The 25,643-nt window shown below is 41.8% G+C and carries 27 protein-coding genes; 14 read left to right on the top strand and 13 right to left on the bottom strand.

The window, feature by feature from the left end; translation table 11 throughout:
• The 9 genes from GUA46_RS07095 to GUA46_RS07055 all read right to left on the bottom strand — a co-directional run.
• Positions 1–4,100 (bottom strand): DUF8202 domain-containing protein (locus GUA46_RS07095; protein ID WP_176619888.1); only part of this gene is annotated, 4,100 nt, incomplete at its 3' end.
• A gap of 319 nt (positions 4,101–4,419) precedes the next feature.
• Positions 4,420–6,567: a DUF5723 family protein gene (locus GUA46_RS07090; RefSeq protein WP_176619887.1), complete on the bottom strand. Its 2,148-nt coding sequence runs from the start codon at positions 6,565–6,567 to the stop codon at positions 4,420–4,422.
• Positions 6,568–7,146: 579 nt separating this feature from the next.
• On the bottom strand, positions 7,147–7,476 hold the full coding sequence (locus tag GUA46_RS07085; RefSeq protein ID WP_108246441.1) for a YegP family protein: 330 nt from the start codon (positions 7,474–7,476) through the stop codon (positions 7,147–7,149).
• Positions 7,477–7,636: 160 nt separating this feature from the next.
• The gene (locus GUA46_RS07080; protein ID WP_176619886.1) at positions 7,637–8,836 is read right to left on the bottom strand and encodes a glutamate-5-semialdehyde dehydrogenase; all 1,200 of its coding nucleotides are present in this window, start codon (positions 8,834–8,836) and stop codon (positions 7,637–7,639) included.
• Positions 8,837–8,841: 5 nt separating this feature from the next.
• A complete protein-coding gene (proB, locus tag GUA46_RS07075; protein WP_176619885.1) occupies positions 8,842–9,612 on the bottom strand; it encodes a glutamate 5-kinase in 771 nt (256 codons plus the stop codon).
• A 3-nt stretch (positions 9,613–9,615) separates the two neighbouring features.
• Positions 9,616–10,422, bottom strand: a complete 807-nt coding sequence (gene proC / locus GUA46_RS07070; protein WP_176619884.1) for a pyrroline-5-carboxylate reductase — start codon at positions 10,420–10,422, stop codon at positions 9,616–9,618.
• Positions 10,423–10,464: 42 nt separating this feature from the next.
• Complete coding sequence (locus GUA46_RS07065; RefSeq protein WP_108246437.1) at positions 10,465–10,656, bottom strand: hypothetical protein; 192 nt, start codon at positions 10,654–10,656, stop codon at positions 10,465–10,467.
• 31 nt (positions 10,657–10,687) lie between these two features.
• Positions 10,688–10,885: a 30S ribosomal protein S21 gene (rpsU, locus tag GUA46_RS07060; protein WP_014033016.1), complete on the bottom strand. Its 198-nt coding sequence runs from the start codon at positions 10,883–10,885 to the stop codon at positions 10,688–10,690.
• An 8-nt stretch (positions 10,886–10,893) separates the two neighbouring features.
• Positions 10,894–11,337, bottom strand: coding sequence for a GNAT family N-acetyltransferase (locus GUA46_RS07055; protein ID WP_108246436.1), 444 nt, complete (start codon positions 11,335–11,337; stop codon positions 10,894–10,896).
• A 640-nt stretch (positions 11,338–11,977) separates the two neighbouring features.
• Here GUA46_RS07055 and GUA46_RS07050 point away from each other — a divergent pair.
• The 3 genes from GUA46_RS07050 (at position 11,978) to GUA46_RS07040 (ending at position 15,076) form a co-directional block, all read left to right on the top strand.
• Positions 11,978–12,721 carry a ferritin-like domain-containing protein gene (locus GUA46_RS07050; RefSeq protein WP_176619883.1) on the top strand — a complete coding sequence of 248 codons (744 nt, stop codon included), beginning with the start codon at positions 11,978–11,980 and terminating at the stop codon, positions 12,719–12,721.
• Positions 12,722–12,742: 21 nt separating this feature from the next.
• On the top strand, positions 12,743–13,573 hold the full coding sequence (locus tag GUA46_RS07045; protein ID WP_108246433.1) for a ferritin-like domain-containing protein: 831 nt from the start codon (positions 12,743–12,745) through the stop codon (positions 13,571–13,573).
• Positions 13,574–13,813: 240 nt separating this feature from the next.
• Entirely contained in the window at positions 13,814–15,076 is a 1,263-nt protein-coding gene (locus tag GUA46_RS07040) for a site-specific integrase (protein ID WP_176619882.1), read from the top strand.
• A 30-nt stretch (positions 15,077–15,106) separates the two neighbouring features.
• On the opposite strand, the gene GUA46_RS07035 is transcribed toward GUA46_RS07040, so the two are convergent.
• Positions 15,107–16,234: a Fic family protein gene (locus GUA46_RS07035; RefSeq protein ID WP_176619881.1), complete on the bottom strand. Its 1,128-nt coding sequence runs from the start codon at positions 16,232–16,234 to the stop codon at positions 15,107–15,109.
• Between the two features lie 573 nt (positions 16,235–16,807).
• Between GUA46_RS07035 and GUA46_RS07030 the strand changes: the two genes are divergently transcribed.
• The 3 genes from GUA46_RS07030 to GUA46_RS07020 all read left to right on the top strand — a co-directional run bounded on the left by GUA46_RS07030 (position 16,808) and on the right by GUA46_RS07020 (position 18,620).
• Entirely contained in the window at positions 16,808–17,098 is a 291-nt protein-coding gene (locus GUA46_RS07030; RefSeq protein WP_176619880.1) for a helix-turn-helix domain-containing protein, read from the top strand.
• Positions 17,099–17,236: 138 nt separating this feature from the next.
• Positions 17,237–17,593, top strand: a complete 357-nt coding sequence (locus tag GUA46_RS07025) for a plasmid mobilization protein (RefSeq protein WP_036382084.1) — start codon at positions 17,237–17,239, stop codon at positions 17,591–17,593.
• Positions 17,574–18,620, top strand: coding sequence for a relaxase/mobilization nuclease domain-containing protein (locus GUA46_RS07020; protein WP_176619879.1), 1,047 nt, complete (start codon positions 17,574–17,576; stop codon positions 18,618–18,620). Before GUA46_RS07025 ends, GUA46_RS07020 begins: the two co-directional genes overlap by 20 nt.
• A gap of 193 nt (positions 18,621–18,813) precedes the next feature.
• Here GUA46_RS07020 and GUA46_RS07015 read toward each other — a convergent pair whose 3' ends face one another.
• Positions 18,814–19,113: a nucleotidyltransferase family protein gene (locus tag GUA46_RS07015; protein WP_176619878.1), complete on the bottom strand. Its 300-nt coding sequence runs from the start codon at positions 19,111–19,113 to the stop codon at positions 18,814–18,816.
• A gap of 42 nt (positions 19,114–19,155) precedes the next feature.
• The gene (locus tag GUA46_RS07010; RefSeq protein WP_036382112.1) at positions 19,156–19,386 is read right to left on the bottom strand and encodes a helix-turn-helix domain-containing protein; all 231 of its coding nucleotides are present in this window, start codon (positions 19,384–19,386) and stop codon (positions 19,156–19,158) included.
• 109 nt (positions 19,387–19,495) lie between these two features.
• Between GUA46_RS07010 and GUA46_RS07005 the strand changes: the two genes are divergently transcribed.
• The gene (locus GUA46_RS07005; RefSeq protein WP_176619877.1) at positions 19,496–19,774 is read left to right on the top strand and encodes a hypothetical protein; all 279 of its coding nucleotides are present in this window, start codon (positions 19,496–19,498) and stop codon (positions 19,772–19,774) included.
• Positions 19,775–20,004: 230 nt separating this feature from the next.
• Here GUA46_RS07005 and GUA46_RS16905 read toward each other — a convergent pair whose 3' ends face one another.
• The gene (locus GUA46_RS16905) at positions 20,005–20,133 is read right to left on the bottom strand and encodes a hypothetical protein (RefSeq protein ID WP_262889418.1); all 129 of its coding nucleotides are present in this window, start codon (positions 20,131–20,133) and stop codon (positions 20,005–20,007) included.
• A 322-nt stretch (positions 20,134–20,455) separates the two neighbouring features.
• Between GUA46_RS16905 and GUA46_RS07000 the strand changes: the two genes are divergently transcribed.
• The 7 genes from GUA46_RS07000 to GUA46_RS06970 are packed head-to-tail and all read left to right on the top strand — an operon-like array spanning position 20,456 to position 25,516.
• On the top strand, positions 20,456–21,178 hold the full coding sequence (locus tag GUA46_RS07000; RefSeq protein WP_176619876.1) for a hypothetical protein: 723 nt from the start codon (positions 20,456–20,458) through the stop codon (positions 21,176–21,178).
• A complete protein-coding gene (locus GUA46_RS06995; protein WP_176619875.1) occupies positions 21,175–21,873 on the top strand; it encodes a hypothetical protein in 699 nt (232 codons plus the stop codon). Before GUA46_RS07000 ends, GUA46_RS06995 begins: the two co-directional genes overlap by 4 nt.
• Positions 21,870–22,325, top strand: coding sequence for a hypothetical protein (locus tag GUA46_RS06990; RefSeq protein ID WP_176619874.1), 456 nt, complete (start codon positions 21,870–21,872; stop codon positions 22,323–22,325). Before GUA46_RS06995 ends, GUA46_RS06990 begins: the two co-directional genes overlap by 4 nt.
• The gene (locus GUA46_RS06985; RefSeq protein ID WP_176619873.1) at positions 22,322–23,593 is read left to right on the top strand and encodes a hypothetical protein; all 1,272 of its coding nucleotides are present in this window, start codon (positions 22,322–22,324) and stop codon (positions 23,591–23,593) included. The genes GUA46_RS06990 and GUA46_RS06985 overlap by 4 nt, the downstream gene beginning before the upstream one ends.
• 23 nt (positions 23,594–23,616) lie before the next feature.
• The gene (locus GUA46_RS06980; RefSeq protein ID WP_176619872.1) at positions 23,617–23,913 is read left to right on the top strand and encodes a hypothetical protein; all 297 of its coding nucleotides are present in this window, start codon (positions 23,617–23,619) and stop codon (positions 23,911–23,913) included.
• Positions 23,906–24,373, top strand: coding sequence for a PulJ/GspJ family protein (locus tag GUA46_RS06975; protein WP_176619871.1), 468 nt, complete (start codon positions 23,906–23,908; stop codon positions 24,371–24,373). The genes GUA46_RS06980 and GUA46_RS06975 overlap by 8 nt, the downstream gene beginning before the upstream one ends.
• 3 nt (positions 24,374–24,376) lie before the next feature.
• Positions 24,377–25,516 (top strand): type II secretion system F family protein, encoded by a 1,140-nt coding sequence (locus GUA46_RS06970; RefSeq protein ID WP_176619870.1) that lies wholly within the window; start codon positions 24,377–24,379, stop codon positions 25,514–25,516.
• Positions 25,517–25,643: the final 127 nt, after the last annotated feature.

The raw sequence follows: 25,643 nt of genomic DNA, 5'->3' as shown, positions 1-25,643 counted from the left end.
CCGTCGCTGGCCCCACAGGTGGACGGTTGTACGGCCACTGCCTCGATGGTGGGTGCGTCCGGTGATGAGAGGACGACATCGGGGTCCTGTTGTGATGCACAGCTTCCCACGGCAATGGTCAGGTTGTTGTAGTTACCGGCAGCCAAGTTGGAGACAGTGGCTGTCCCTCCGCTCACGGCAACATTGGCAAACGACCCTCCGTCATAGGATATGGTATGGTTCCCGTCGGGCACGTTGGTAAAGGTGAACTGTATCTGTCCGTCGCTGGCCCCGCATGTTGAGGGCTGTACGGCCACGGCCTCGATGGTCGGTGCGTCCGGTGATGATAGCACGATGTCGGGATCCTGTTGCGATGCACAGCTTCCCACGGAGATGCTCAGGTTGCTGTAGTTGCCCGCTGGCAGGTCTTCCACGGTAGCTGTTCCCCCGGACACTGTCACGTTGGGGAAACTTCCCCCGTCATAGGCTATGGTATAGTCGCCGTCGGGTACGTTCTCAAAGGTGAACTCTATCTCCCCGTCGCTGGCCCCGCAGGTGGATGGCTGTACGGCCACTGCGGCGATGGTGGGCGCGTCCGGTGACGAGAGCACGATGTCGGGGTCCTGTTGCGATGAACAGCTTCCCACGGCAATGGTCAGGTTGTTGTAGTTGCCGGCTGGCAAGTCTTCCACGGTAGCTGTTCCCCCTGATATGGTGACGTCGGTGAACGTCCCGTTGTCATGTGTGATGTCATAGTCCCCATCGGGTACATTGGTAAAGGTGAACTGAATCTCCCCGTCGTTTGCCCCACAGTTGGACGGTTGTACGGCCACTGCTTCGATGGTCGGTGCGTCCGGTGACGAGAGCACGACGTCGGGGTCCTGTTGCGAGGTACAACTCGCCACGGCAATGGTCAGGTTGCTGTAGTTGCCCGCTGCCAATCCCGATACAGTGGCAGCGTTGGATGCAACTGCCACGTTGGGGAAACTTCCCCCGTCATAGGTAATGGTATAGTTCCCGTCGGGTACATTGGTAAAGGTGAACTGAATCTGTCCGTCGCTGGCCCCGCAGGTGGATGGCTGTACGGCCACTACGGCGATGGTGGGCGCGTCCGGTGACGAGAGCACGACGTCGGGATCTTGCTGTGAGGTACAGCTATTGACGGAAATGGTCAGGTTGCTGTAGTTGCCCGCTGGCAGGTCTTCCACGGTAGCTGTTCCCCCGGACACTGTCACGTTGGGGAAACTTCCCCCGTCATAGGCTATGGTATAGTCCCCGTCCGGTACATTGGCAAAGGTGAACTGTATCTCCCCATCGCTGGCCCCACAGGTGGACGGTTGTACGGCCACTGCCTCGATGGTGGGTGCGTCCGGTGATGAGAGGACGACATCGGGATCCTGTTGCGATGAACAGCTTCCCACGGCAATGGTCAGGTTGCTGTAGTTGCCCGCTGCCAATCCCGTTACGGTGGCGGCGTTTGATGCAACTGTCACGTTGGGGAAACTTCCCCCATCATAGGTAATGGTATAGTCCCCGTCCGGTACATTGGCAAAGGTGAACTCTATCTCCCCGTCGCTGGCCCCGCAGGTGGATGGCTGTACGGCCACTGCTACGATGGTGGGCGCGTCCGGTGATGAGAGCACGATGTCGGGGTCCTGTTGCGAGGTACAGCTATTGACGGTGATGTTCAGGTTGGTGTAGTTGCCGGCTGGCAGGTTCTCTACTGTGGCTATTCCCCCGGACACTGTCACGTTGGGGAAACTTCCCCCGTCATAGGATATGGTATAGTCCCCGTTCGGCACGTTCTCAAAGGTGAACTGAATCTCCCCGTCGTTTGCCCCGCAGGTGGTGGGCTGTACGGCCACTGCTGCGATGGTGGGTGCGTCGGGTGACGAGAGGACGATGTCGGGGTTTTGCTGTGATGCACAGCTTCCCACGGTGATTGTCAGGTTGGAGTAGTTGCCCTCGGGCAGTCCTGTTACGATCGCCGCGTTTGAGTTTACGTCGACATCGGAGAATATTCCATCATCATAGATTATATCATAGGTGTCGTTTGGCACGTTCTCGAAGGTGAACTGTATCTGCCCGTCGCTGGCCCCACAGGTGGACGGTTGTACGGCCACGGCTGCGATGGTGGGCGCATCGGGTGAGGATAGCACGACGTCGGGATCCTGTTGTGAGGTACAACCGTTGGCGGTAATCTTTAAGTTGGAGTATTTGCCTTCGGACAGTCCTGTGACTGTGGCGGTCCCTCCAGATACGGTGACGTTGGGAAACGTACCCTCGTCATAGGTGATGGTATAGTTCCCGTCGGGCACGTTGGTAAATGCGAACTGAATCTCCCCGTCGCTTCCTCCGCATGTAGAAGGGGGAGTACTGTCTACCACAGTGATGCTAAGTGGAGCTTTCAAACCAATTGAAAATACATCCAAATGTTCAAAATCAACATCATCAAAGAAGACATATTGACTATCAGCACTTGTCGCCATAATAAGGTCAACAGTTCCATTAGAAAAATCCCCATTTCCATCACGATCAATCATCAGATGGATGCGGCATGCATCATTGGGAAGGATATTGGAACCGGAAAGGTCAAACCGGAGACTGACCCCATAAATAGGATCTACCCCTGCTGAAAATGTTTTTTGGACTTGCCATTCTCGAGGGATTCTAGTTACAATATCGCCTGATACAGGCAGCTCTACATTTGTGGTGTCCAAACCTGCATGATCATTGCCCCATATCAAATAATTATGACGGTATGAGGTAGGTGATGTTCCAGCCCAAGGATAATTATCAATTTCTGGTCTGGTCTGATCAAGATTGTCTGTTGTAAAGTTTGAATCGGTGGACATGGTGACAATGGCCTCATCGTTTTCACTTTTTGCAATACGTTGGTGCAGGTTATATCTTAAATCTGGCCCGTCATCTTGATATCTATCTCTTGCCAATCCTGCAATGTCAAAACGATAATTGGGATTGATAGTGGGATCCCATATGGTTGTACCATCTGCTGCCAAGTATGTGAAACCTTGGTTTCCTACCACACTTCCCAAAGCGCCTGAATTGTTCAAGGTAATACCATATTTAATGGCCAGATAGGATTGGGCCTGTGTTATGGAGGTAGGATCCAACGCACCATCGGCCAATAGTATTTCTGCAATATTTCCCGTAAGGTTGCGGTTGGGGTCGTTACTATTGAAGTGCTTACCGATACTGTTAAAAAAGAACAGGCTATTTGCTTCATAAAAGCCAGGTCCTCTTGTTACGGAAATATCGTGTATGCCATTTACGAAAGTGTCGAGGTTTTCTTGAAACGATAAAGGGAGTGCGTCTCTGGTGAATACCCCTATAGTCGGTTTACCTTCTAAATCTATTGTTCCTGATTGAAAAACTCCTCCACCGTCGTTGAGCCAAGTTCTTCCAATCGAGAAACGATTGCCATCGGATACGCCCAAGGATAAATTTGTTGTACGCTGTTCAACATTGACCGAACTGTGATGTGCATCTACATCGCCGCCAAACAATAGGCGTTGGGTCTCTGCTGTGTTTCCTGCTCCTTCTGCACGAAAAACGATAAAAACGGTTATATCATCTCTTGAGACAGAACGCATAACGAGCGCATCACCTTCATTGCTTCCATCAAATTCAATGGATGGATTAAAATTCATATCGTTCCTCCGTAAAGTTGGAAGACCTGGGGTTGACCCCGTAGGAGCTAAAAATAAGTTATATGGGCCGCTATTCGGAAATGGGTAATCAAAACCGTCTGGAAATGCTTGATTTAGGTTTATGGAGGGGTGTCCTATCGCATCTTGCTTGTCAGCGTCAACCCAATCCACCAAATCGTACCAAGTGGTAACCGTAGTCCCGTCACCAGGAGCAAGCGGTGTAAACAAATGCCAAGATCCGTTTGGTGTTGGTGCGCTGTTTACTGCACGGTCTGCACTGTACCAGGTGTCCACCTCAATCTGTCCAAAAACAGTGTTTCCTGTAAGCAGGACAATTAATAAGGAGATCGTGACCAAGATTTTTTGACTCTTGGATTTTTTATAGGGCTTGTTTTGCACTTGAAATAATTTCAATGCATGGAAAATGGAACTAAGTAGAAGTTTAGTCATAAGAGTTAAGTTTTACTAAGATTTCTTGGTGGGGCCGATCAAGAAATAGATTTGGTAGTATAAATTAAAGGACTAATTAGATAAGAATTAGGCATGAATTCACCTATGGTGGGTTCCAATTGACGGATGCCCCATTTGGATCAATGAGTGAAAAAAGCACTTATTGCTAAAAACCTGATTTTTGTAAGATTTTACTTGTTTAAATAAAAGATCCGCCAAGTGTATCTTGGCGGATCTGCCATCCCGATTATTTAAGAACAACTGAGTTACACCAAACCTTTGCTCTATGAATCAAATTGAAAATATGGGTAGGATGGTTTTATTTAATCAAATTGATTTCTACTCGTCTGTTTTGTTGTCTTCCAAGTTTTGTTGAATTCGATGCAATTGGTTTATCTTCTCCGTAACCAATAGCAGATAATCTGCTGCCGGATATTCCTTCGTTGATCAAGAAATCGCGTACGGAGTTTGCCCTAGCTTCTGATAGGTTTTGGTTTGTGGTGTTACTGCCCACACTATCGGTATGTCCTTCCACGGTAAACTTGGCATTTGGATATTCGTTCAATATTTGGAGGATATCGACCATCACGGAAACGGATTCCGGCTTGATGGTAGCTTTTCCGGTATCGAAAAGAATGGTTCTTGCGTAATCGTTCAACTGTTTTTGAACTTCGGCGGTTACTTCTGGGCAACCATTGTTGGCTACGGTGCCTGCAACTTTTGGACATAGGTCGTCCACATCGGGAATGGTGTCGCCATCGGTATCGGGGCATCCGTTGTATTCGATTGTTCCAGGTGTTTGGGGGCAACGGTCGTTTCGGTCTTCGATACGATCTGAGTCGGTGTCGGGACATCCGTTAAATTCTTTTTGTCCAGCCACTTCTGGGCATTCATCATCCTTGTCCAAAATTCCATCTTCATCGGTATCTTTCCATGGGCATCCGTTGTTTTCTTCAGGCCCGGCAACTTCTGGACAATCATCATCTTTATCCAAAACCCCGTCTTCATCGGTATCTTCCCATGGGCAACCTTGGTTTTCCACTGGCCCAGCAATTTCGGGACATCTGTCCTCTTGGTTGATGATGCCATCATTGTCCTTATCCTTCAATTTATTATGATAAAGAGGAACTTTAAGTCCTGCATAAAGGTCCAGAGCTTTGGTGTTTTCGCCCACCAGAGAAGATAGGATGGACCCAGAACCTAAATAAATGGGCCCCAATCTTAATCCGGCTCCCCACTGAAACGTACCCCCTTCAATAATGCTCAAAGGTGAATAAACAGCCAACCAAGTGGTTTCGAATCTAGGTGTGAGTCTATATTGATTAATGATTCGGCCAATATTGACACCGTTTTTAGGAGTCAAGGACATATCCCCGTTAAAGTTCATATATAGTTTGGAAGCTACGTTCCAATCCACATTGGTGTGCAATGCAGTTGGAAGGGTATAACTTACGGACGTTCTTTCTCCGATTATTTCAAAATTGTCGATGAGGGCTTCTTCTAGCACATCGCCATCAAAATTATTGGCATCTTGGGTTTTGTTCAAGTTATATATCCTGTCAATGCCATCTACATTACCAATTGTTCCTATATCGGTAACTGAAATGCCAAGTTTTACTTTGTATTTGTTCACCCCACGATTGACCACGGTTGTACCATCACTCTTTAATTTAGTAAATTCGGCGTGGTTGGGACGCCATTCATATACAAACCCTAGGTCTGCTCCAAGGCCATTACCGGCACCAGATTCGAATACATTTCCCAAATTTCCCTCTTCACCCACTTCTCCCGTACTGCCGTAACGTAGCTCTCCGGTGGTAGTAACTTCTTCGTTGGAGGAATTATAATCTACAGAAATGTCCGTGCCGTTTATATAGGCATTGGCTAGACCTTGAATGTACTTGACCGATACACCTCCTTTAAGGAAATGCTCCTTGTCATCTAGAAGAACACGAGCATACGTTGCTCCAATTTCGCCCCATGCACTAAATGAACTTGACATATCATCTTCAACAAGGGAAAAATCCTCACCTTCGTCGTAACCACCTTCTTTTTCCAAAAGGTTCCCGTTGATATCGTTTACGGAGAAGATACCCCTTCCTCTTGTGAAAATGGCCAACGAGTGTTTTTTGCTCATACTTAGCATTACCGATGGACCCATTACATCCACGTTAAAGGCTAAAAAGTTATTGTTTGTCGGGAATGTTTCGGCGTTATCAAAAGCTTCACTTGCATTACCAAAGGCATCACCTAGGTTAAAGCCTATGTAATCGTTCGCATAAAGTGCGCTAAAGCCAAAAATGTTCACATCCATTTTAAGGTTGGAGTCGGCAATGTTGGCCGGGTTGGAAATTATTCCATGTACACCATTGTAGTTGTCCTCCAAAAAGCCTACGTATGATTGTGCAGATAGCACGTACGTGAATAAGAGTAGGACCAAACTCAGGAAAGTATTCTTTGAAATCATGTTTTTAAATTTTTAAGACCTGAAAAGGGCAAGGGTTATTAATTTTTATTTTGAATCGATTCCAAAGAGAATACATATGAATGGATTTTGAAGGGACCAATGCATGGATGAGGGTTTTGAATTGACGGATGGGCCAGTTGAGTTTATCTAGGTTTTTTTGAAGCCCCTTTTTTTGCCGAAATATGAGGTCTTCATGGTTATCTGAACAAACAAATAATTCTCTGGATTAATAAATTATGGAGAGGGGGTAGGTTCTAAATAAAAAAACCATTACAACCAAGGAACTTTTGTAGTTCCTTGGCGTAACGGAAACCTCAACTAAACTAAACACTTTTATGACCAACAGTCGTCAAAAGTGAATTGCTATCTGTGCATGCGTTAAATTGATCTTGCTTATCAATATGCACTAACGCTATTGCATGACAAACATAGAATCAATAAATGAGATTTGTGGTGGCCAATTAACGAATGGCCTGTTTGAACCAATGAATGGCCCATTTGAATTGGTGGATGAAAGTTTGGCATAAAAAAAACAGCCCTTTCAGGCTGTCTTAATCGTTGTAAAATGATACCAGTTTTTTAGGAAATTTCTTCCACTGATGCGTCTGGAGCATTTTTTTTGACGGATGCAATGCCATTTTCCATAGCAGAATCGCTGGAATACATTTCGCTATTTCCGATAACTTGTCCGTTGGATGCTTTTAGGTTAAAGTACGGACTACCGTCTTTCGCTGTGTTTCTTTCAAAATTATCATCGTCCTGTGAATGCTTTTTTACAGATTCGATACCATTTTCACAAGCAGATTTGGTGGTGTACCCTTGGCTGCTTAAAATAACTTGGCCATTTCCGGCTTTTAAATTAAACCTGAACTTTCCGGCTTTATCCGTGTTAATCTCAAATTTTCCCATATTTTATATATTTTAAGTAATAAATCTAGAGATTTTCTTAAAAAACTACCAATAAATACCTTGGAATTTGATAATAAAATAAAGTTTCAGACTTTGCTGGATGTGCCTTATAAAAAAAGGAGGCCACTGGCCTCCTTTTAGTTTATATAATATGTATGGGTTAAACTCTAATTTGTCCATCACCAAATACATAGTATTTGTTGGTAACTAATTGCTTCAGTCCCAATGGGCCTCGATGGTGCAATTTGTCCGTACTGATTGCCAGCTCGGCACCCACGCCCATTTGTCCACCATCGGTGAAACGAGTGGAGGCGTTTTGGTATACCGCAGCACAGTCCACATTTTCCATGAACGTTTTGGCTACGCTATTGTTCTCCGTCATTATGGATGCTGAGTGCCCTCCAGAGTTCTTGTTGATTTTATCCATAGCCTCTTCGATATTGTCGATGGCACCAATTACACACTTCATGGCCAAAAACTCTTCTTGCCAAATGGATTCATCTGTAATGGTATCCTCATTCGTCAATGTTTTTTTGACTTCATCGTCCACAATTATGGATACATTGTTGGCCGTAAGTACTTGCTGTAATTCCTTCAGCTTGTCCTCATAACCATCAATTTGAGTGTCCACTAAAATTTTGTCCAAGGCATTACAGGCCGAAATCTTGTGGGTTTTTGCATTTAAAATCACTTTTAAACTTTTTTCCCAATCGGCCTCTTTGTGCACATATAGGAAATTGTTTCCCCTACCACTGATCAACACTGCGCATTTGGCATGTTCTTTTACGAAAGCGATTAAACGCTCACCTCCACGGGGCACGATAAGGTCCAAATCTTGGTCAGGGTTCCTTAGGAACTCCTGCGTTTGGGTCCTGTCCATCTCCATAAACTGGATATAATCTTTGGATAGACCATTTTCGGTCAAGGCTTGATGCCAGAACTTAACCAAGGCCTTGTTGCTATGGTAAGCTTCCTTACCTCCCTTTAGCAATATTTTATTATTGGCCTTAAATGCAAGCACGGCTGCCTCAATGGTTACATCGGGGCGGGACTCGTAAATGATCATTATAGTGCCGAAGGGAGCTGTTCTGTTGATGATTTTGAGCCCGTTGTCCAATTCCCTAGTAGAAATTTCCTTATTTACGGGGTCATCTTGCAAGCGAACTTCTTTTACGGCCTGGATCATTTGGTCCACTTTCTTTTGGTCCACCACCAAACGATCGTACAACGCCTGATCATCCCGGTTGAATGCATCTAGATCTTTTTTGTTTGCTTGGAGCAATTCGTCCCGATTTTCATCAAGGATTCGCTCCATATCTTGTAATACTTTATTTTTTAAATCTGTTTTTAATAATTTCATTGTTGTTATTTTGAAACTTCTGTTCCTACGTTCTTTCCTTCTACAACATCCAAGATTACGTTATCTCGTTTACCGTTTACAATGTAGGATGGAATATCGGCTGCTGCTGCTTTTTGGGCATAGTTTAATTTTGATCCCATGCCACCGCGGCCTTCGCCTTCTTGTTTGTTTCCTTCTTCTATATATTTATCCAAGTCTTCTTTTGGTTCGACCTTGTCGATTACCTTGGAATCGGCTTTTTCTGGATGTCCATCATAAAGTCCATCAATATCTGTCATTAGGATCAATTTGTCGGCCTTCATTAGTTGTGCCAGCAAGGTGGCCAATTCATCATTGTCCGAAAACATGGACATGGATACGGAAACGGCATCATCCTCATTGGCAATAGGAATCACTCCTTCGGAAAGGAGCCCTTCCAAGCAATTGATCATGTTGTCACGGTGCACACCAGGGTTAAAATCCCTTTTTGTAGGGAGTACCTGGGCACACTTCATTCCGTAATCGTTGAATATGTTATAATAATGCCTCATCATTCTGGGTTGCCCAATGGCGGAATATACTTGCCTACGTTGGGTCTTATCCTTTATTTTGGCTTTTCCCAGAACCTCTTTACCGGCGATTACCGATCCAGAGGAGACCAAAATGGTCATGATGTCCCGTTCGTAAAGCTCTGCAATTTGTTGTACCAAATTGTTGAGCACTGGTCTTACAATTCTGTTGTCTTTGTTGGTCATCACATTTGTACCTACTTTGATGACCACTAGTTCTTTATACATGTTTTAGTATTCTTCGCCCAGTTCCACAGCTCTACCGAATGCTGCAAAGGCGGCTTCTTTGATTAATTCGTTTACATTATTGTCTTCCATGGAGTCCAAGGCGGCCCTGGTGGTTCCTCCTTTGGAGGCTACCATCTCCATCCAGGTATCGGGGTTTAGATTGTTCTGATTGAACAACTCCACGGCACCGGTGAATGTTTGGCTGACCAGAACCTTGGAAACATTTTCGGAGAAACCCATTTGGAGGGCGGCTTCCATCATACTTTGCATGAAGTAGAAAACATATGCTGGTCCACTTCCGGAAATTCCGGTGGATGCATCAATATATTTCTCACTTTTCACTCTAAGCGATTTACCCGTTGTATCCAACAGCCCTTCGACCATAAAAAGTTCCAATCGGGAAACCTCCTCGGCGGACACGTAGCTGGTCAAACCTTTACCAACCTGAGCTGGCAGATTGGGCATGGCCCTTACGACTTTTTTGATACCAAGTGCTTCCTGTATATAGTTGATGGTGACCCCTGCCATTATGGAAATGAACAATTGTTCTGGATTTACCAATTTTTTCATGCGCCCAAAAAGCTCTTCGGCATGATAGGGTTTTACGGCCAAAAAGATGATATCCGCTTGAGGAACACAATCTTCGATTTTGTCTATGGCATCGAAATAAGCGATTTTACCAACTTCTTCCAATTTTTCCTTTGACTTGTCCAGCACCATGATGTTGCGTTTTTTCAACAGTTTGGATTTAGACATACCTGTGGCATAGGTAAGCCCCATGTTACCTGCGCCAATAACCAATACTTTCATTGTTTATATTAAAGGGTTATATAATAAATTATGATGATCTTATTATGATAATACATTGCATTCTTTGCAGTCTTTGACCTTACCGTAATAGGTTGAACGGTACTTGTGCAAAGTGCGGACGGGAAGCCCCATAATGTACCTTTTTATGTAGGTGACACGGGTGGTAAGCTCTCCCATTTTAACGCTATAGCGTTTTTCATATCTGGTTTCCCTTTTAATTCTAGAAAGTCTCATTTTTTTGTTATTGATACTTTAATTTTAGATGTTATTGGTCTTCCTGTTCGTTCAGGAATTGCTCTTTGTATTGTGCCTTTTTAAGTGTTTTTCGGCGTTCTACTGATTTTTTTGTGTATTCTTGACGGCTACGTATTTGGTCCAAACGCTTTGTATTTCTGTACTTTCTTTTATAGCGTTTTAGAGCCCTTTCAATACTTTCGCCTGGCTTAACTTCAATTTTTAGCATATTTTGTTTTATCTGTTCAATCTCATTTCTAAATGGGTTGCACGGAACCCTTTTTCTTCAAAAAATTTTTTGTTCGGATATTGGTTTTCACCTGTAATGTGAACGGCAACATCCCCTTTGCAATATTGGAGGGTATAATCCAACAATTTTTGCTCTATATCATTGTTCCTATGGTCTCTGTGAATCACAAAGAAGACCAAAAAATTTTCGGGGATATAATCTCCCATACCTGTTTTGTTCACCACTGCCAAACCTAAAATTTCATTTTTATCCTCCATGGCGAACACATATCCGCCAAGGCCGGGAATATCTTTGGTAGAATATTGTATAGCCTTTCTAATGGCTTTTTTTGTAGCTCTCTTGCCTTCTTGGTGGTCAAAGAGAAAATTGGCGAACCGGTCGGCTTCCATGGTAGAAAGCCTTGTATAGGCATCGTAGGTCTTAATTACCATGCTTTTGTTTTGAACGATAACGGATTAATTTTTAAGTTTTTAGTTTAGTTAAAGCTTCGATTAGGGCTAAATGGAAAAGGATGGACGAAAGGTCCTTAAGTTCCCATAGTAATAGGGTCTACTTCCCGGGTGAAGGGAAGGTAATTAAAAGGTAGGCGGAATGAACTTATCTGGCTGGTTTCTGAATACCAGATAATTAAAACTTAGAATTCTACAGTTTTTTCTCTCGTGGAGCTTGACGTTCATCGATACAAAGGTAAGAAAATCAGGCCTTAAATCCCAATAATACAAGAGGTTTATGTTAGCTATAACGTTATAGGTGTCGGGTTTTATATAATGAAAGATGTATATTTTTTTACCATATACCGAGATTTCCATACATCAGGGCTGAAGACATTCAATTTAATTAAAAGATATGTCTATTGGATTGTAATATATGTATAAATCAAATACTTACAGAAGTATGTTTAAAATTCAGGTAATGTAGATTTTTATACTTCTTTTTAATTTTTCCTGCGTTTTTTGAGTTAAAAAACAAGAAGATTTCAAAGCTTTCACATTTTTTTAACATTTAAGACCAAACCACTTCTCATATACCTCGTAAGTAGGACTGTATTAACCTTTTAAAACAATTCGCCTTATGAGAAAAAGTATAGTCAAAGTAAAACCGGTAGAAAAGGCAACAAACCGCCGCCAGTTTCTAAAATTGGGAGGTATGGGAGTTGTTGGAGCTGGTCTTTTGGTGGCCTGTAGCAACGATGACAATGGAATGGGAATGATGCCGGACCCAGACCCAAATCCAAATCCAGATATTTTTGATCTTGGTCAAGGAGATTTGGGTGTCCTTAATTATGCATATGCACTGGAACAGTTGGAAGCTGATTTTTACACCAAGGTCGTAAATTCCTTTTATGCGAACATATCCGATGAGGAAATGCAAGTGTTGACAGACCTTTATTATCATGAAGTAAACCATAGGGACTTTTTTAAGACAGCTATTACTGCAGCCGTAGAGGGTAATACTGAGTTGGTACTTCCTACACTGGAATTTGATTATGGTGATTTGGATTTCAATAACAGGGAGCAAGTGCTTACCACTGCAAGTGTATTGGAAGATACTGGAGTGGCAGCATACAATGGTGCAGGCCGTCTGATCAGCAACCCTGGATATCTGCTATTGGCAGGGAAGATTGTATCTGTGGAGGCGAGGCATGCTTCCGCAATTCGGACGCTGCTTAACCCAGGTTCCGCAGATTTCGCTGGAGATGATTATGTAACTACGGACACCGGACTTGCGGCGGCTTTGGACCCATCGGTGGTTCTTTCCGCAGTAGGAGATACGGGATTCATACAGACTCCTTTCACAGCAAACAATTTACCTTAAACTTTAAAAAAGATATACAATATGGATATTATAAAATTTTTGGACGGATTTACTAATGAAACCCTATTGGAGGGCAAGCCATCGCGCCGGGACATGTTCGGTACCTTAGGTTCGCTTGGTAAAAAGGCAATGTTAAGTGCAATTCCCTTTGGATTGGCCACAATGCCAAATAAAACCTTTGCACAAGATTCAGGAAGCGACCCGGTAAGTGCATTGCAATTGGCATTGACCTTGGAGTATTTGGAGGACGAGTTTTATGATTTGGCCCTTCAATCCGGAGTATTGCCAAGTGGTAGGCCAGAAACAGTTTACATGCAAATTTCAAAGCACGAACAAGCACATGTTGATTTCCTGATTGCAGGATTGGAAGGTGCAGGAGTTACCCCGGTAGAAAAACCTACTTTCGATTTTACCGCTGGAGGTGCTTTTGACCCGTTCAATGAGAACGGCGTAGGTCAAGAAACCGCTTATGCTCAATTATTGGCACTCGCCCAAGCGTTTGAAGATACAGGGGTAAGGGCCTACAAAGGGCAGGCTGGTAATTTGTTGGGGTCTGACTTCTTGACTCCTGCTTTGCAGATACATGCCGTAGAAGCCATGCACGCCTCTGAAGTAAGAAGATTGAGAGGTCTTAAAGGCTGGATTACCAACAATGAGCGTGGCGCCGGTATGCCAGAAGCTACACAGGCTGTATACAATGGTGAGGAAAATGTAGTTCAGGGAGGTGTGGACGTAACCACATTGGGAAGCGGCCCTTCATTTAGCATGGAAGCATCCACAGAAGCATATGACGAAGCATTATCAGGAGATGATGCAGTTGCCATCGCCAGTCTCTTTATTGTTTCTGAATAATAAAGTTGTACTGATAGAAAGTAAGTCCCTGTTGCCTTAGTAATGGGGACTTTTTTATTGAAATAAAGCAAAGGTGTAAAACCAAAAAAGCTCCGATTTCTCGGAGCTTTTTGCGGTCTGGACGGGATGCTGCCTTACATTTTTAACATATCATTAACATACATTATTTTATTGAAAATCAATTAATTAACTGTATATAGATTTTTATTTTACATCATAAAACACTACTTTTCGTGAAAAATGCGGCACGAATGCGGCACGCTGATGTACAATTATAAATTCTACATACCGGATAAATCCAATCAAAATGGAACTCATAGTATCAAATTAAGATATTATGAAAATCGCAATTCGAGAATCCAAATCGATACAGGAATAGAAATCCAACCGAAATATTGGAGCCAAGAGAAATCATTCTTGAAAAAATCGAAAGAAGTCGCCTCCGAATTTGTCCAACTTACTCAAATGGACAGCTTGGCCAATCAAATTATTTCCAGCTATCGAAATCAGGGCAGGCCACTTTCAAAAAAGATGTTCAAAAAGCAATTTGAAGAAGGTGAACCGTCTATCAATTCAAAACCTGTCCAAGACTTTTTTACTGAATTTGACCATTATCTGGAAAGCAAAAAGAGTAAGGTGGTCAAAGATGTTATCAAGGATTACAATTCACTTAGAAAGCATTTGGAGGGTTTCCAGGAATTTTCGGGAATCATCATCGATTTCAATGCTTTTGATTATCATTTCTACCAAGAATGGACGGATTACCTAGCGTACCATGCGCCATTAAAAAATGGAGGTGTCGGAATGAAGAACAATACCATAGGCAAGTTGGTGAAGAACTTAAAGGCTTTTTTAAATGACCGTATGCGTAGAAACCGTATCAAGCCCATTGATCTTTCAGCATTTAAGGTAGTTCAAGAAGAAGTGGACCATATCTATCTGTCCGATGATGAAATTCAGGCTATTGCGGCCGTAGACTGTAAAGCCGATGAAGAATTGGGGAAAGTAAAAGACTTCTTTGTAATTGGGTGTTTGACAGGGCTTCGGTTTTCCGATATTTCGAGGATTCGACCTGAGTATTTGGACGATAATGGGTTTTTGAATATTCGACAGAAGAAGACATCTGGCCGAATTGTAGTGCCACTTCGTTCCCAAGTCAAGAGCATTTTGGAAAAATATGATGGATATGCCCCAGATATTGATTCATTCACTTTCAATAGGCGCATAAAGGAACTTGGGGATTCGGCCAAGCTTCACCAAAAAGTAGAAATTGAACATAAACGGGGAACAATTAAAGAAGCACAACTTTTGGAGAAATATAAATTGATAAGTTCCCATACCTGTAGGCGTTCTTTTTGCACCAATGCTTACCTAAATGGTATTGATGTGCAACTCATCATGAAGATTTCAGGCCATAAATCAGAAAAGGCTTTCCGTCGTTATCTCAAGATTTCAAATTATGAAGCCGCCCAAAAATTGAAAGAGGCCTGGGGAATTTCATAAAACGAAAACGTGTATGATTGTCAAATAAAATCAAACTTCGTTTTTGAACTTTAGGTTTAGTGAGTACCGGGTGCTTTTGAGTTCCCCAGATTTGACTAATATGGATTTGTGGACCAAATCTTTTAAATCACGTGTGGCCGTTGATGCAGATGTTTGGGCTATACGGATATAATTATCTGCACTAAGCCCTCCTTTAAATCCCATATATCCTGCTTTGAACATACGTTGGACTACTTTTAGCTGGCGTTCGTTCATTAAAGAAGAGTTCTGATCAAAGAACCTTGCTTTTTGAATCAAAAAGTCAATGGTTTTGATGGTGTGTTGTTGTGCTGCAAGTATAGTTTCCCCAAAGTATAGTAGGAATTCAGTAAGGTCTAGTTTGAAATTATGGGCTTCGATGGAAGAATAGTATTCTTTTTTGTTTGACTCGATAATCTGTGATAGGGATATAAGTGCTGGTCTGCCCAAATCCATGGAAATCGATTTTTCTGAAATCCCTCTAGCAATACGTCCATTTCCGTCTTCAAAGGGGTGGATGGCCAAAAAGTAATAATGTGCCAATCCTGACTTGGCCAATGGAAGCATTTTGGATTTGTTTGTCGTGTGGGTTTCGTTGAACCAACGAACATAAGCTTCCATTTCATTTGTCATTTGTGATGAGGGAGGTGCCTCATAATGTACCGTCGGTTTGTCGAGGCGTCCTGAAACAACTTGCATAGGATCTTCATGGGTACGATATTTTCCAATATCCACTAAATCCCTTCTGCCATTGGTGAGCATCTGATGCCACTCAAAAAGTTGTTCATGGGTCAATGGTACTGCATATGTTCGATATAGATTGACCATCATTTCAGATATTCCATATTCAGCTTGGGGGAGTTTCTTTCTTTCCGTTTCAAGTCCTAAGTTTTTTTTGATGGATTCCTGAATACTCCCACGGTCAAGATATTCCCCTTCAATGGCCGAAGTAGTTAGAGCCTCATCCGACAAAACTTCAATTAAAAGCTCATTTTTGTCTTCCTCATCAATATGTTTAATGGAACCTAGAGCTACTCCACTAGTTTGGACAAACTGATATTCCAGGTCCTCCAAAGCTGCCTCATCATATCTGAAATTGGGCCAGTCCTTTTGTTGCCAGTTCCATTTAAAAGCTGTCATGAGCCAAATAATTAATTTTATAGCTCAAAAATAGTAAAATTATGAGCTATAAATTAATTTTTTATAGCCCAAACGATGTAAATGGAAGAAACGGACACTGAGAACTACTAAAAACGGATTGTTTGAACTATCATAAGTTTTGATATAGAAGATTTGTTTTTTAGCTGTTCATTTCTTCATAGCATTATATAACCATTTGTATGAAACATTAACTATTGCTTTATACAAATGTATAATCATACATCTGTATAAATATTTGTGGAAAGGGAGAAAGAAGACCAAAATCAGGGTTTTTCCGAGGGTTGGCGTAAACTGATTTTTTCTCCCTACCCATAACCCTACGGTAGTTGCCAAAAACATCTTTTTTGGCAACACCCTCAAAAGTATCGAACAGTGATGGTAAGCCTCAGGAGGCTTACCATCACTATTTTGGATTTAACCTCAATTCCTTTGCAGATTTATTTTGAATGTTTCTTGATTTGTCGTACATAAACCGCTGTACGGCAAATAGATTAAATGCTGTTCAATGTTGATAGGTTTGTTCAATAAAGTAAATCAACAAATACCAGTACTATGAAGCGCATATTTATCATGGACGACGATGGGTTAAAGGAGTACGTTCCTGTGGAATCTCTCAAAAGCAATTTAGATCCAAAACTGGAGGATAGGGATAATCAAAATCAAACACAGAATGAAATGTTGACCATTGCCGATTTGGTCAAGAAATTCAAAGTGACCAGACCGACCATCTATTCCTGGATGGAAAAAGGGTTGCTCAAAAAGATACCTATTGGCGGACGTGTACTGTTCCATCCCAATGACATCAATGAACTTATCGATCGGTTAAGAGGAATCTCTTCTTAGAAACAAATTGATGACCCAATGACAAAATAGAAAATGGACTTCATATCGGAGATCATGAAGCAAGCCATGTTTTTGCAAGCAAAAACTGCTCACTCTGTTCGCATGGCTTGTTGGGGATTCTCCCCAAACCCCTAAAATATGGCAAGACCAAAAAAGAAAATACGAGAATTAAAGGCTATTCGGGTAAACGTGAGAATGACGGTGGACGAATACCTCATACTATCCCAAAATGCAAGTACGCTGGGAATTACGATTCCCGATTATATAAGGAAAAGGGTAACGGGAAAAGCACTGCCAAGAAAAAGAATATTGCTCGAGGACAGACAACTTTTTATTGAGTTGGGCCGTATCGGGAATAACATTAACCAGCTCACTAAAAAGGTACACCTAGGAATGAAACATCCTCCAATGTTAATTAATCAACTAGCAGAATTGAAAAACATTTTAGACATGCTAAAATCAAATATTGTAAAGAGTGATTGCCAAGCAGATTAAAGGAAAGGATTTCTATGGGGTGTTGGCCTACAATGAAAAGAAGATAGAACAGGGGAAAGGCCATCTGTTGGACACCAATCTTACCTATGGAAGGATTATGGATATGACCCAAGAGTTCAATTTGGTCAGACAGCTTCGACCTCGACTTGGCAAAGCGGTGTATCATGTTTCATTGAACCTGCCCTATGATGATAGGTTAAGTGATGGGCAATTCACATCTTTGGGAATGGATTATCTGAAAGGCATGGGTTTCGATGACAATCAGTATATCATGTATCGACATTGCGACCAAGAACACGAACACATCCATATTGTGGCCAATCGTGTAAAGTTTTCCGGGGAAGTGGTCAGCGACAGTAAAGATTACGAACGAAGCGAGCGTCTGGTTCGGAGCCTTGAACTAAAATATGGGCTGTCCCAGCTAACCGATTTGAAATTGGCCAAAAAGGCAAGGCTTACTCATAAAGAGATTCAAAAGACTTTTAGAACAGGAGAGCCACCATTAAAACTTACGCTTCAACAGCATCTTGAAAATGCCATCTTAAAATCCAATAATACAACGGAATTCATTAATGAGTTGGTTAAAATGAAAATAACTCCCAAGTTCAACATAAGCAAAAGTACTGGACGAGTAACAGGAATCTCTATTAGGTATAATGGCATTATATACAAAGGAAGCACCCTTGGGCGACAATTTTCATGGAACAATATCATCAAACGAATCGATTATGAACAAGACAGAGACCGTGCTGTTATTCTCGAAAATAATAGCACAGAACGAAGAAGTGATAGCGTTTTTAAAGAATTTAGAAGGGCATCAACACCAATTGCAGGAAAGACATTTAGCGTTACAGGACAGACTATCAAAACTATTGAACAACCAAAAAGTGATATGGGAAACGTTGAAGCAATTGGATTGAAATCACATCAAACCGATGACAATCAATGGAATTCTTTTAAACTGGAACTTGACGATAAGATTCGATTTAGGAAGAAAAGACGAAAAGGAAAAGGACGGAGACTGTAATGGTCAATAGTATGGATGATTTAAAAAAGTCAAAGCCATACTGTTTAGTGAAAAAGAAAGAATAATAGCAATTATTACTAATGTTCTTCTATAATTCCTAAATACTATTATTTTTTTCACTCAATTTTTGGATGTGAAATCTTAAAGTAGGATTTTTTCAACTCTGTCAGGCATATAGATTGATCAATGGTCATTATCTCTTAAAGATGTAAATCAAATCTTCTTCAATGGATTTAAAGTATCTTTCTTTGACCCCTTTTCGGGAAACAAGGTCAATTTTTAGTCCAATCAGTTTTTCCAGTTCATTGGCCAAATCGATAAATCGAATACCTATCTTATCGTTAAATTCCACCAAGACATCTAAATCACTATTTTTCTTTCCTTCATTTCTGGCAAATGAACCGAAAATCGCTAAAGATTTGATGGGATAAGAATGGAATAGCCTACTCTTATTCTTTTCCAATATTGATTTTATCTCATTTAGGGATTTCATACAGGATATGAGGATATAAAGAATTGAAAAATAAAAATCCCCTTATTTGATACCCTTAAAAAAATCTTCGAGGCTAATGTCATGAATTTTGAGAATCCTAATCAGGGTATTGATGGTAAAGTTCTCACCTGTCTCCATACGCCAATAGTTTTTACGAGGAAGACCATTCTCAACCGCAAAAGCTTCATAACTGGTATATCCACTTTTGATTCTAAGTTCTTTGATACGGTCAGCGATAGCTTTCCTCTCCTCTATATAATTGGCTTTCTGCATGGGCGGAAAGTTGCAGAAAACGGCGGACACATATTACGTCATATATAGCGTGAAATTTTATTATATTTGCTGTTAGTTTTTAGCCTTATAATGACATATAAATAGAGCTATGCCATTTCAGCCATCGGAGGATTTTATAAAGTATGTGTTTTGTTCCAATATGGAAGCTAAAGACCTTTTCCAAGTTTCGATGGAAACATTGATGGAGTCCGAAAACTTAGATTTCATGGTCTTCAAAGTAGTAGATGGTAAAGTCAAAAACCTTTCCGGTTACAATGAATGGACTGAGATTATAGAAATAGATGAGACAACCTTTAAGAAACTACATTTAAACCTTTGCCAAAAAATGGGTAGGATTGTAAGGAATAATTTTAAGGACAGAACTTAGACAATTCACAGGACCTAAAGAGAACAGAGTTCAAAATTTTTGCAAAAAGACATTGAAATTATTATCAAAAACTCATTTCAAATCCTTCTATGGGCTTATTGTGCAATTCGAATGTGTCTCTTTCTATTTTGCCAATTTTCCATCTACCTAAATTTCGATAGTTTGAATTAGCCTTTAACTTTGAGAAGATACATAATTTCTGTTCGGGCTTTTTAAGAACTATTCTGCCGCTACATTGCACCCAGCAATTCCTTTTTACAGTGAAAAGTTCGCCCATATTTTTTGGTCTCCCCGTCCCAAATCCCCAATACCGAAGAGTTAAGTCCGGGTTCCTTGGATACCTCTACAGTGTTGGCCACTACATAGCTCTGTTCGACGTCATTTTGCTTGAACCCAGTTCAGGCATCTCATTTTGGTTTAATATGTTTGCAAGGTTAATTCAAACAGTGCCAACGCCCTATCAAATGTTTGGTCAAGTATATTAAGTCCATTTTAGCGTTTATCGAATTGATGGATACAGGCATTTTCCAAGTAGATATTTGTCCATTATTTAAAAATATCGTAATTATGGGTATAGTAAAAGAATTGCCCCTACCTTTTCCTCAAAACCTCAGTTTTTAAAAATAAAGATATTTTTCAAACGTATATCGTTTGCAGTTAACCAGTGCCCAAATTTTACTTATGCGACCTACTCTAACCATCCTAATGATGGTATTTTTGTTCAATGCCTGTGGATTAATACGTGGTACTCAAAAAGTAAAGTACCAACTGCCAATGCTCGGTTCCATAGGCAAACATCAATCCAGTTTATTCAAAAGAAAATTTCAAAAGGTAGGGGAGCCCTTTATCGATAATCCTGTAGCCGTCACTTTTGAGTCGGTTGCTTTTGATAAAAGCGCTGAGTCAAGATACTCCAATTACCGCAAGAACCAGGGGAAAGAACCAGCCACTATTTTCACGGATACTACATCAATCGATATACCGCGATATTATCAACTTAAAATAAGCAATATAGTTCGTCTCGTTGGAGAAATGAATGGGGATGAAAATAATGGGTTGAAAAAATACCTCCAAGAGAATATGGATTTGGAAATAATGTCCCACATCGTATTTATGACCGATATAAAGTCGGCCCAACAAATGGAAAATGCAGATCTTATTTATCTTAAAACCAGTTACGATGGAGTATTGATTCTTTATGTGGGGAATAGATACGGGACAGAACCCATAAAAATATCAAATCTGGAAATATTTGATTTCAGAACAGCAAGATTTTGTTGGGACAAGGATAAAAGAGGGCATATAAACATTGCCCAGATCTTAATGGATGGCATCACCTGCCCGGGAAGTACCAAAGCGAACCCGGAGAAGTTGAACAGAACCCCGGATTATTTGAAATTATGAGAACAAGAAGCTTTATTGCGGTGGCCTGGATTTTTTCGTTCAGCCTTGTGGCCTGTGAGGATATTTTGGAGGTGCCCGATATTTCTGGGCAATCGGTAAATTTATTGGCGCCCTCCGATGGGTCTGTCCTGGACGATAATTCAGTCAACCTAAACTGGGAGGGAGTGGAAGAGGCTACGGGCTATAGTGTTCAAGTGGCATCTCCCAATTTTGAAAATGCCGCCCAGATCCTATTGGACAGTGTCATTGAAATGGATACCTTGGGATACCTGCCGAACCAAATTAGGCAACACCTTTTCAACGGGAATTATGAATGGCGGGTCAAAGCCTTTAACAGTGGTTTTGAAACCATATATTCCAGTAATGGTTTTCAGGTCAATGGAGATAAAGATTTTGATCTGACCCCTCCCAATACACCACAATTGATATCCCCTGCCAACGGAAGTGATACTTCCGATACGGAAATCGGGTTCGCATGGAGCCGGGAGGATGTTCCGGGTACAGTTGAGCGAGACAGCATCTTTATATATTCCGATGAGAACTTACAGGAATTGACCACCAAAGCCGTTGGGGCCAATAAGAGCTATACGACAACCTTGTGTGCGGGCACTTACTATTGGTTGGTAAGGGCCTTTGATACCGCCGGCAATGAAAGCGGGTATAGCAGCACTTTTAATTTTACCATCAACGATTGAGCAAGAACCTAAGGACATATCTGCTGTTGGCCTTGGTACTCTTGATCTGGGGCATCATTGGCTTTAAGGTGATCCATGCCATATCCAAAGATCCTGAAATGCCCATGGTAGCAACGCAACCCACCCTGATCCCAAAAAGCACGGAAAAGAGAGATACCTTTGAGTTGATGGCCGATTACCGTGACCCTTTTTTGGGAACGTTACCCCTATCAAAGAAGAAAACCGTCAAAAGAGCGGTTCAAAAGAAACCCATTTCCAAAAGGAACATTGTGTACTCAGGTCTGGTATCACAGACGGGATCCGGAAACACCATGTACTTTGTGTCTATCGATGGACAGCAACACATCATGTCCAAAAATGAGGAAATCAATGGAGTGAGGCTTTTAAAAGGAAATGGCCAGCATATCACGGTTCGCTATGATGGTAGGTCGGAAACCATCGTATTACAATGATCATTTTTTCAAAAATAAAGGCCGGTGCGCTCCAGTTCGTACTTTTTATAGGGACCATCATTGTCCTGTTGCTCTTCGCCTTTATCCTGATCAACCAGAGCCATTCGCTTTTCGAAAAACAAACGGACATCATGGTGGACCTTGTCCGAGCTTCGGACAATGCATTGATCGAATCATTTTCAATGACCGTTCAGGAAGGAAACGGCGTGGATTTGGCAGGGAACCAAGGTTTGGGAATACGATCTAATGTTAATAAGGAATATTGGGGGCTTTTGGAGAAAAGGAACTCAGTTTCAAAAAAAGGGAAACTCCAGTTTGAGAAATCAGCTTTCGTAGGATATAAAAACCCTGACCTGCCTGCACTATATTTAAGGGATGACAACCGACCGATGGTCATCGTGGGCGATGCTAAAATATCCGGCGATGCCTATTTGCCCGAAAGGGGCATCAAAATAGGCAATATCCAGGGCCATGGATATGCAAGGCCCCAATTGGTCTATGGAAATATACATCAAAGCGAAGCACAGTTAACGGAGCTTTGCAGCAATGTGGACCAACAGTTGAAATTGATGACAGGTTCCATGTACAGGCCGAAAGGCAACAGCGTCACTTTAAAACAGGGCCTAATGGTCAAAAACAGTTTTAAGGAAGAGACTATTGTGGTCCAAGGAAGTGATTACCTGGATTTGGACAGGGTAACTCTAATTGGAAATGTTGTGGTTTGGGCCATGGACAAGATCCACGTGAGGGCAACCAGCCAATTAAGAGACGTGATTCTGGTGGCGCCCCAGATTGAAATAGAGCAGGGGACAAGGGGGGCTTTTCAAGCTATTGCCAGCGAGCGGATAGTGGTGGGCAAAGGAAGCAATCTGGAATACCCCACCCTATTGGCCGTGCACGAAAAAAATGGTTCGGATCAAACTGTCAATACCCTAAGAGATTCCGTGATAGCAATAGAGAGTGGGTCAAGCATCGCTGGTGCCATTATCTATAGTAACAAAGGGAAGTCAAAGGGAATGCCCAAATACATTGGGATAGACAGAGAGGCGACAATAATCGGTGAAGTGTATTGCGATCAAGCGCTCGAGCTTAAAGGGAACATATATGGAAGCGTGACCACAGGATCCTTTATTTCTTTTGAAAATGGGAATACCTATTTGAACCATTTGTTCAATGGAACCATCAATTCGGAATTGTTGCCAGATGAATATTGTGGCCTAGTGTATGACTGTGAGACTACCAATGGAATAGCAAAATGGCTGTATTAAAAAAAATAAAGGGATCAACACTCATGGAAACCCTCGTGGCCACCGTATTAATAGTGGTGGTCTTTATGATGGCCAGTATGACCTTGAATACCTTGTTCGTGACCTCCATTGAACAAAATGACGGTCCGATCAGGCAAGAGCTCTTGTTTTTGCAATATCGATATGCCCATGGAAAGTTATCCCTGCCGCATTATGATGAACAAGAATACTGGGAAATCAAGGTGGAGCAGCAAACATGGTACGATAGGAAGCAGGTGATTTTTTCAGCAATAAATACAAGAAATGACAAGGAGATTACATATTCATTGAACCATGAGTAGAGCACTGAAAAAAGTACAGGCATTTACCCTACACGAAATGTTGGTGGTCTTGTTGATCACCGCTTTGGTCGTTGGAATGGCCTTTAGTGTTTTACGTTTGGTACAGGTTCAGATGAACGGGATTTCATCCAATTATGAAAGGAATACCGAAATGCGCTTATTGCGTCAGCGTCTATGGATGGATTTTAATGCCCATGATAGGATATGGTACAAAAATCAGGACAGAAATCTGTTGCTGGTGAATGGAATCAGCGAGATCAATTACCGGTTTCAAGAGGATATGGTGGTCAGGGAACTTGACACCTTTCATATAAAAATAAATGAATTAAACCCTTACTTCGGTGCAGGTAGTGTCGATGAAGGAGAAATAGATGCTATGGACCTGTTCATTGGAGAGAAGGACAGGACTCGGATATTCATCTACAAACGTAACGCGGCAACAAGCTATATCAATCGATAAACTATGGGATTCAAATTGGACCAGACCTTGGAAAAAGCGAATACGGTTCCCACTCAAAAGGAGGGATTGGATAAGTGGTTAAAAAAGGAGATCACCCTTTTCGGTTCCTTTTTCAACTCCAAGAAAAAGGAGGGTTTTTATAGTGAACTGGCGATACTTTTAAAGGCAGGACTTCAATTGAGAGAAGCCCTTGAACTATTGTCAGGGAACCAAAAAAAGGATAACCTACAGTTGTTTTATGGTGACATGGTCAAGGAATTGGACAGTGGATCAAGTTTTTCCGAAGTGCTGAAAAGACGTCGGGAGTTTACGGAATACGAATACTATTCCGTTGAAATAGGGGAGGAAAGCGGCAATCTGGGAACCATACTACAGGAACTGGCAACCTTCTTTGCACAAAAGAACGAGCAGCGCAGGAACCTTATAAGTGCCCTTACCTATCCCTTGATCATATTGTGTACCGCTATACTTGTAGTTGTTTTTATGCTTCGGATGGTAGTTCCCATGTTCGAGGATATCTTTAGGCAGAACAATGTGGAACTGCCGACGATTACCCAATATATCATTGGTATATCGAACCTCATAGAACAATATGGCCTTGCCGTACTTTTAGCGGTGTTTGTTTTGATTCTGTTGAGAAAACCCTTGATGCGAAAGGAACCCATACGAAGAAAGCGGGATTACCTTATGTTAAGGGCCCCATATTTTGGCAACTTTTTGCGGTTGGTCTATATGGCGCAGTTCACCCAAGCGGTGGCCTTGTTGACCACTTCCAAAGTGCCCATGTTGAACAGTGTCCAAATGGCAAAAAAGATGATGGGGTTTTATCCCTTACAAGACGCTTTGGATACCATGGAGAAAAGAATCTTAAAAGGTACGAGCCTTCATGAAAGTTTAAAGGGAAACAAGGTTTTTGACCATAAGATGGTATCATTGGTCAAGGTAGCGGAGGAAACCAATCAGACCGAATATATCTTCAAAAAATTGAACCAACAATATGTAATGGAAGTGCAGCGCAAATCCAAGATGCTATCTACCATTATGGAGCCTCTTATCATCGTTGTTATCGGTGTATTTGTAGGGGTGATCTTGGTGTCGATGTACCTTCCAATGTTTAAGCTCAGCAGTGTTCTAGGAGCATAGTTTCATTGCTGTTGAACCTTTTTTTGGTATTTCATGAAGAAACGAAAGCGAATTTTATTTAAAAACTTTTTCTTGATTTTATAATACAATCATGATTTGTTGATGTATTGATTTTAAGTGTTCTGTA

This window comes from Flagellimonas chongwuensis (genome assembly GCF_013376415.1).
In the GTDB taxonomy this organism is placed as follows: Bacteria; Bacteroidota; Bacteroidia; order Flavobacteriales; family Flavobacteriaceae; genus Flagellimonas; species Flagellimonas chongwuensis.
This window is presented reverse-complemented; position numbering and strand designations above follow the sequence as displayed.

Bases quoted from the DNA above. Each gene is read 5' to 3' on its own strand.
- GUA46_RS07090 (WP_176619887.1), bottom strand. From the start codon at position 6,567: ATGATTTCAAAGAATACTTTCCTGAGTTTGGTCCTACTCTTATTCACG.
- GUA46_RS07085 (WP_108246441.1), bottom strand. From the start codon at position 7,476: ATGGGAAAATTTGAGATTAACACGGATAAAGCCGGAAAGTTCAGGTTT.
- GUA46_RS07080 (WP_176619886.1), bottom strand. From the start codon at position 8,836: ATGAAATTATTAAAAACAGATTTAAAAAATAAAGTATTACAAGATATG.
- proB (WP_176619885.1), bottom strand. From the start codon at position 9,612: ATGTATAAAGAACTAGTGGTCATCAAAGTAGGTACAAATGTGATGACC.
- proC (WP_176619884.1), bottom strand. From the start codon at position 10,422: ATGAAAGTATTGGTTATTGGCGCAGGTAACATGGGGCTTACCTATGCC.
- GUA46_RS07065 (WP_108246437.1), bottom strand. From the start codon at position 10,656: ATGAGACTTTCTAGAATTAAAAGGGAAACCAGATATGAAAAACGCTAT.
- rpsU (WP_014033016.1), bottom strand. From the start codon at position 10,885: ATGCTAAAAATTGAAGTTAAGCCAGGCGAAAGTATTGAAAGGGCTCTA.
- GUA46_RS07055 (WP_108246436.1), bottom strand. From the start codon at position 11,337: ATGGTAATTAAGACCTACGATGCCTATACAAGGCTTTCTACCATGGAA.
- GUA46_RS07050 (WP_176619883.1), top strand. From the start codon at position 11,978: ATGAGAAAAAGTATAGTCAAAGTAAAACCGGTAGAAAAGGCAACAAAC.
- GUA46_RS07045 (WP_108246433.1), top strand. From the start codon at position 12,743: ATGGATATTATAAAATTTTTGGACGGATTTACTAATGAAACCCTATTG.
- GUA46_RS07040 (WP_176619882.1), top strand. From the start codon at position 13,814: ATGCGGCACGAATGCGGCACGCTGATGTACAATTATAAATTCTACATA.
- GUA46_RS07035 (WP_176619881.1), bottom strand. From the start codon at position 16,234: ATGACAGCTTTTAAATGGAACTGGCAACAAAAGGACTGGCCCAATTTC.
- GUA46_RS07030 (WP_176619880.1), top strand. From the start codon at position 16,808: ATGAAGCGCATATTTATCATGGACGACGATGGGTTAAAGGAGTACGTT.
- GUA46_RS07025 (WP_036382084.1), top strand. From the start codon at position 17,237: ATGGCAAGACCAAAAAAGAAAATACGAGAATTAAAGGCTATTCGGGTA.
- GUA46_RS07015 (WP_176619878.1), bottom strand. From the start codon at position 19,113: ATGAAATCCCTAAATGAGATAAAATCAATATTGGAAAAGAATAAGAGT.
- GUA46_RS07010 (WP_036382112.1), bottom strand. From the start codon at position 19,386: ATGCAGAAAGCCAATTATATAGAGGAGAGGAAAGCTATCGCTGACCGT.
- GUA46_RS07005 (WP_176619877.1), top strand. From the start codon at position 19,496: ATGCCATTTCAGCCATCGGAGGATTTTATAAAGTATGTGTTTTGTTCC.
- GUA46_RS07000 (WP_176619876.1), top strand. From the start codon at position 20,456: ATGCGACCTACTCTAACCATCCTAATGATGGTATTTTTGTTCAATGCC.
- GUA46_RS06995 (WP_176619875.1), top strand. From the start codon at position 21,175: ATGAGAACAAGAAGCTTTATTGCGGTGGCCTGGATTTTTTCGTTCAGC.
- GUA46_RS06985 (WP_176619873.1), top strand. From the start codon at position 22,322: ATGATCATTTTTTCAAAAATAAAGGCCGGTGCGCTCCAGTTCGTACTT.
- GUA46_RS06980 (WP_176619872.1), top strand. From the start codon at position 23,617: ATGGAAACCCTCGTGGCCACCGTATTAATAGTGGTGGTCTTTATGATG.
- GUA46_RS06975 (WP_176619871.1), top strand. From the start codon at position 23,906: ATGAGTAGAGCACTGAAAAAAGTACAGGCATTTACCCTACACGAAATG.
- GUA46_RS06970 (WP_176619870.1), top strand. From the start codon at position 24,377: ATGGGATTCAAATTGGACCAGACCTTGGAAAAAGCGAATACGGTTCCC.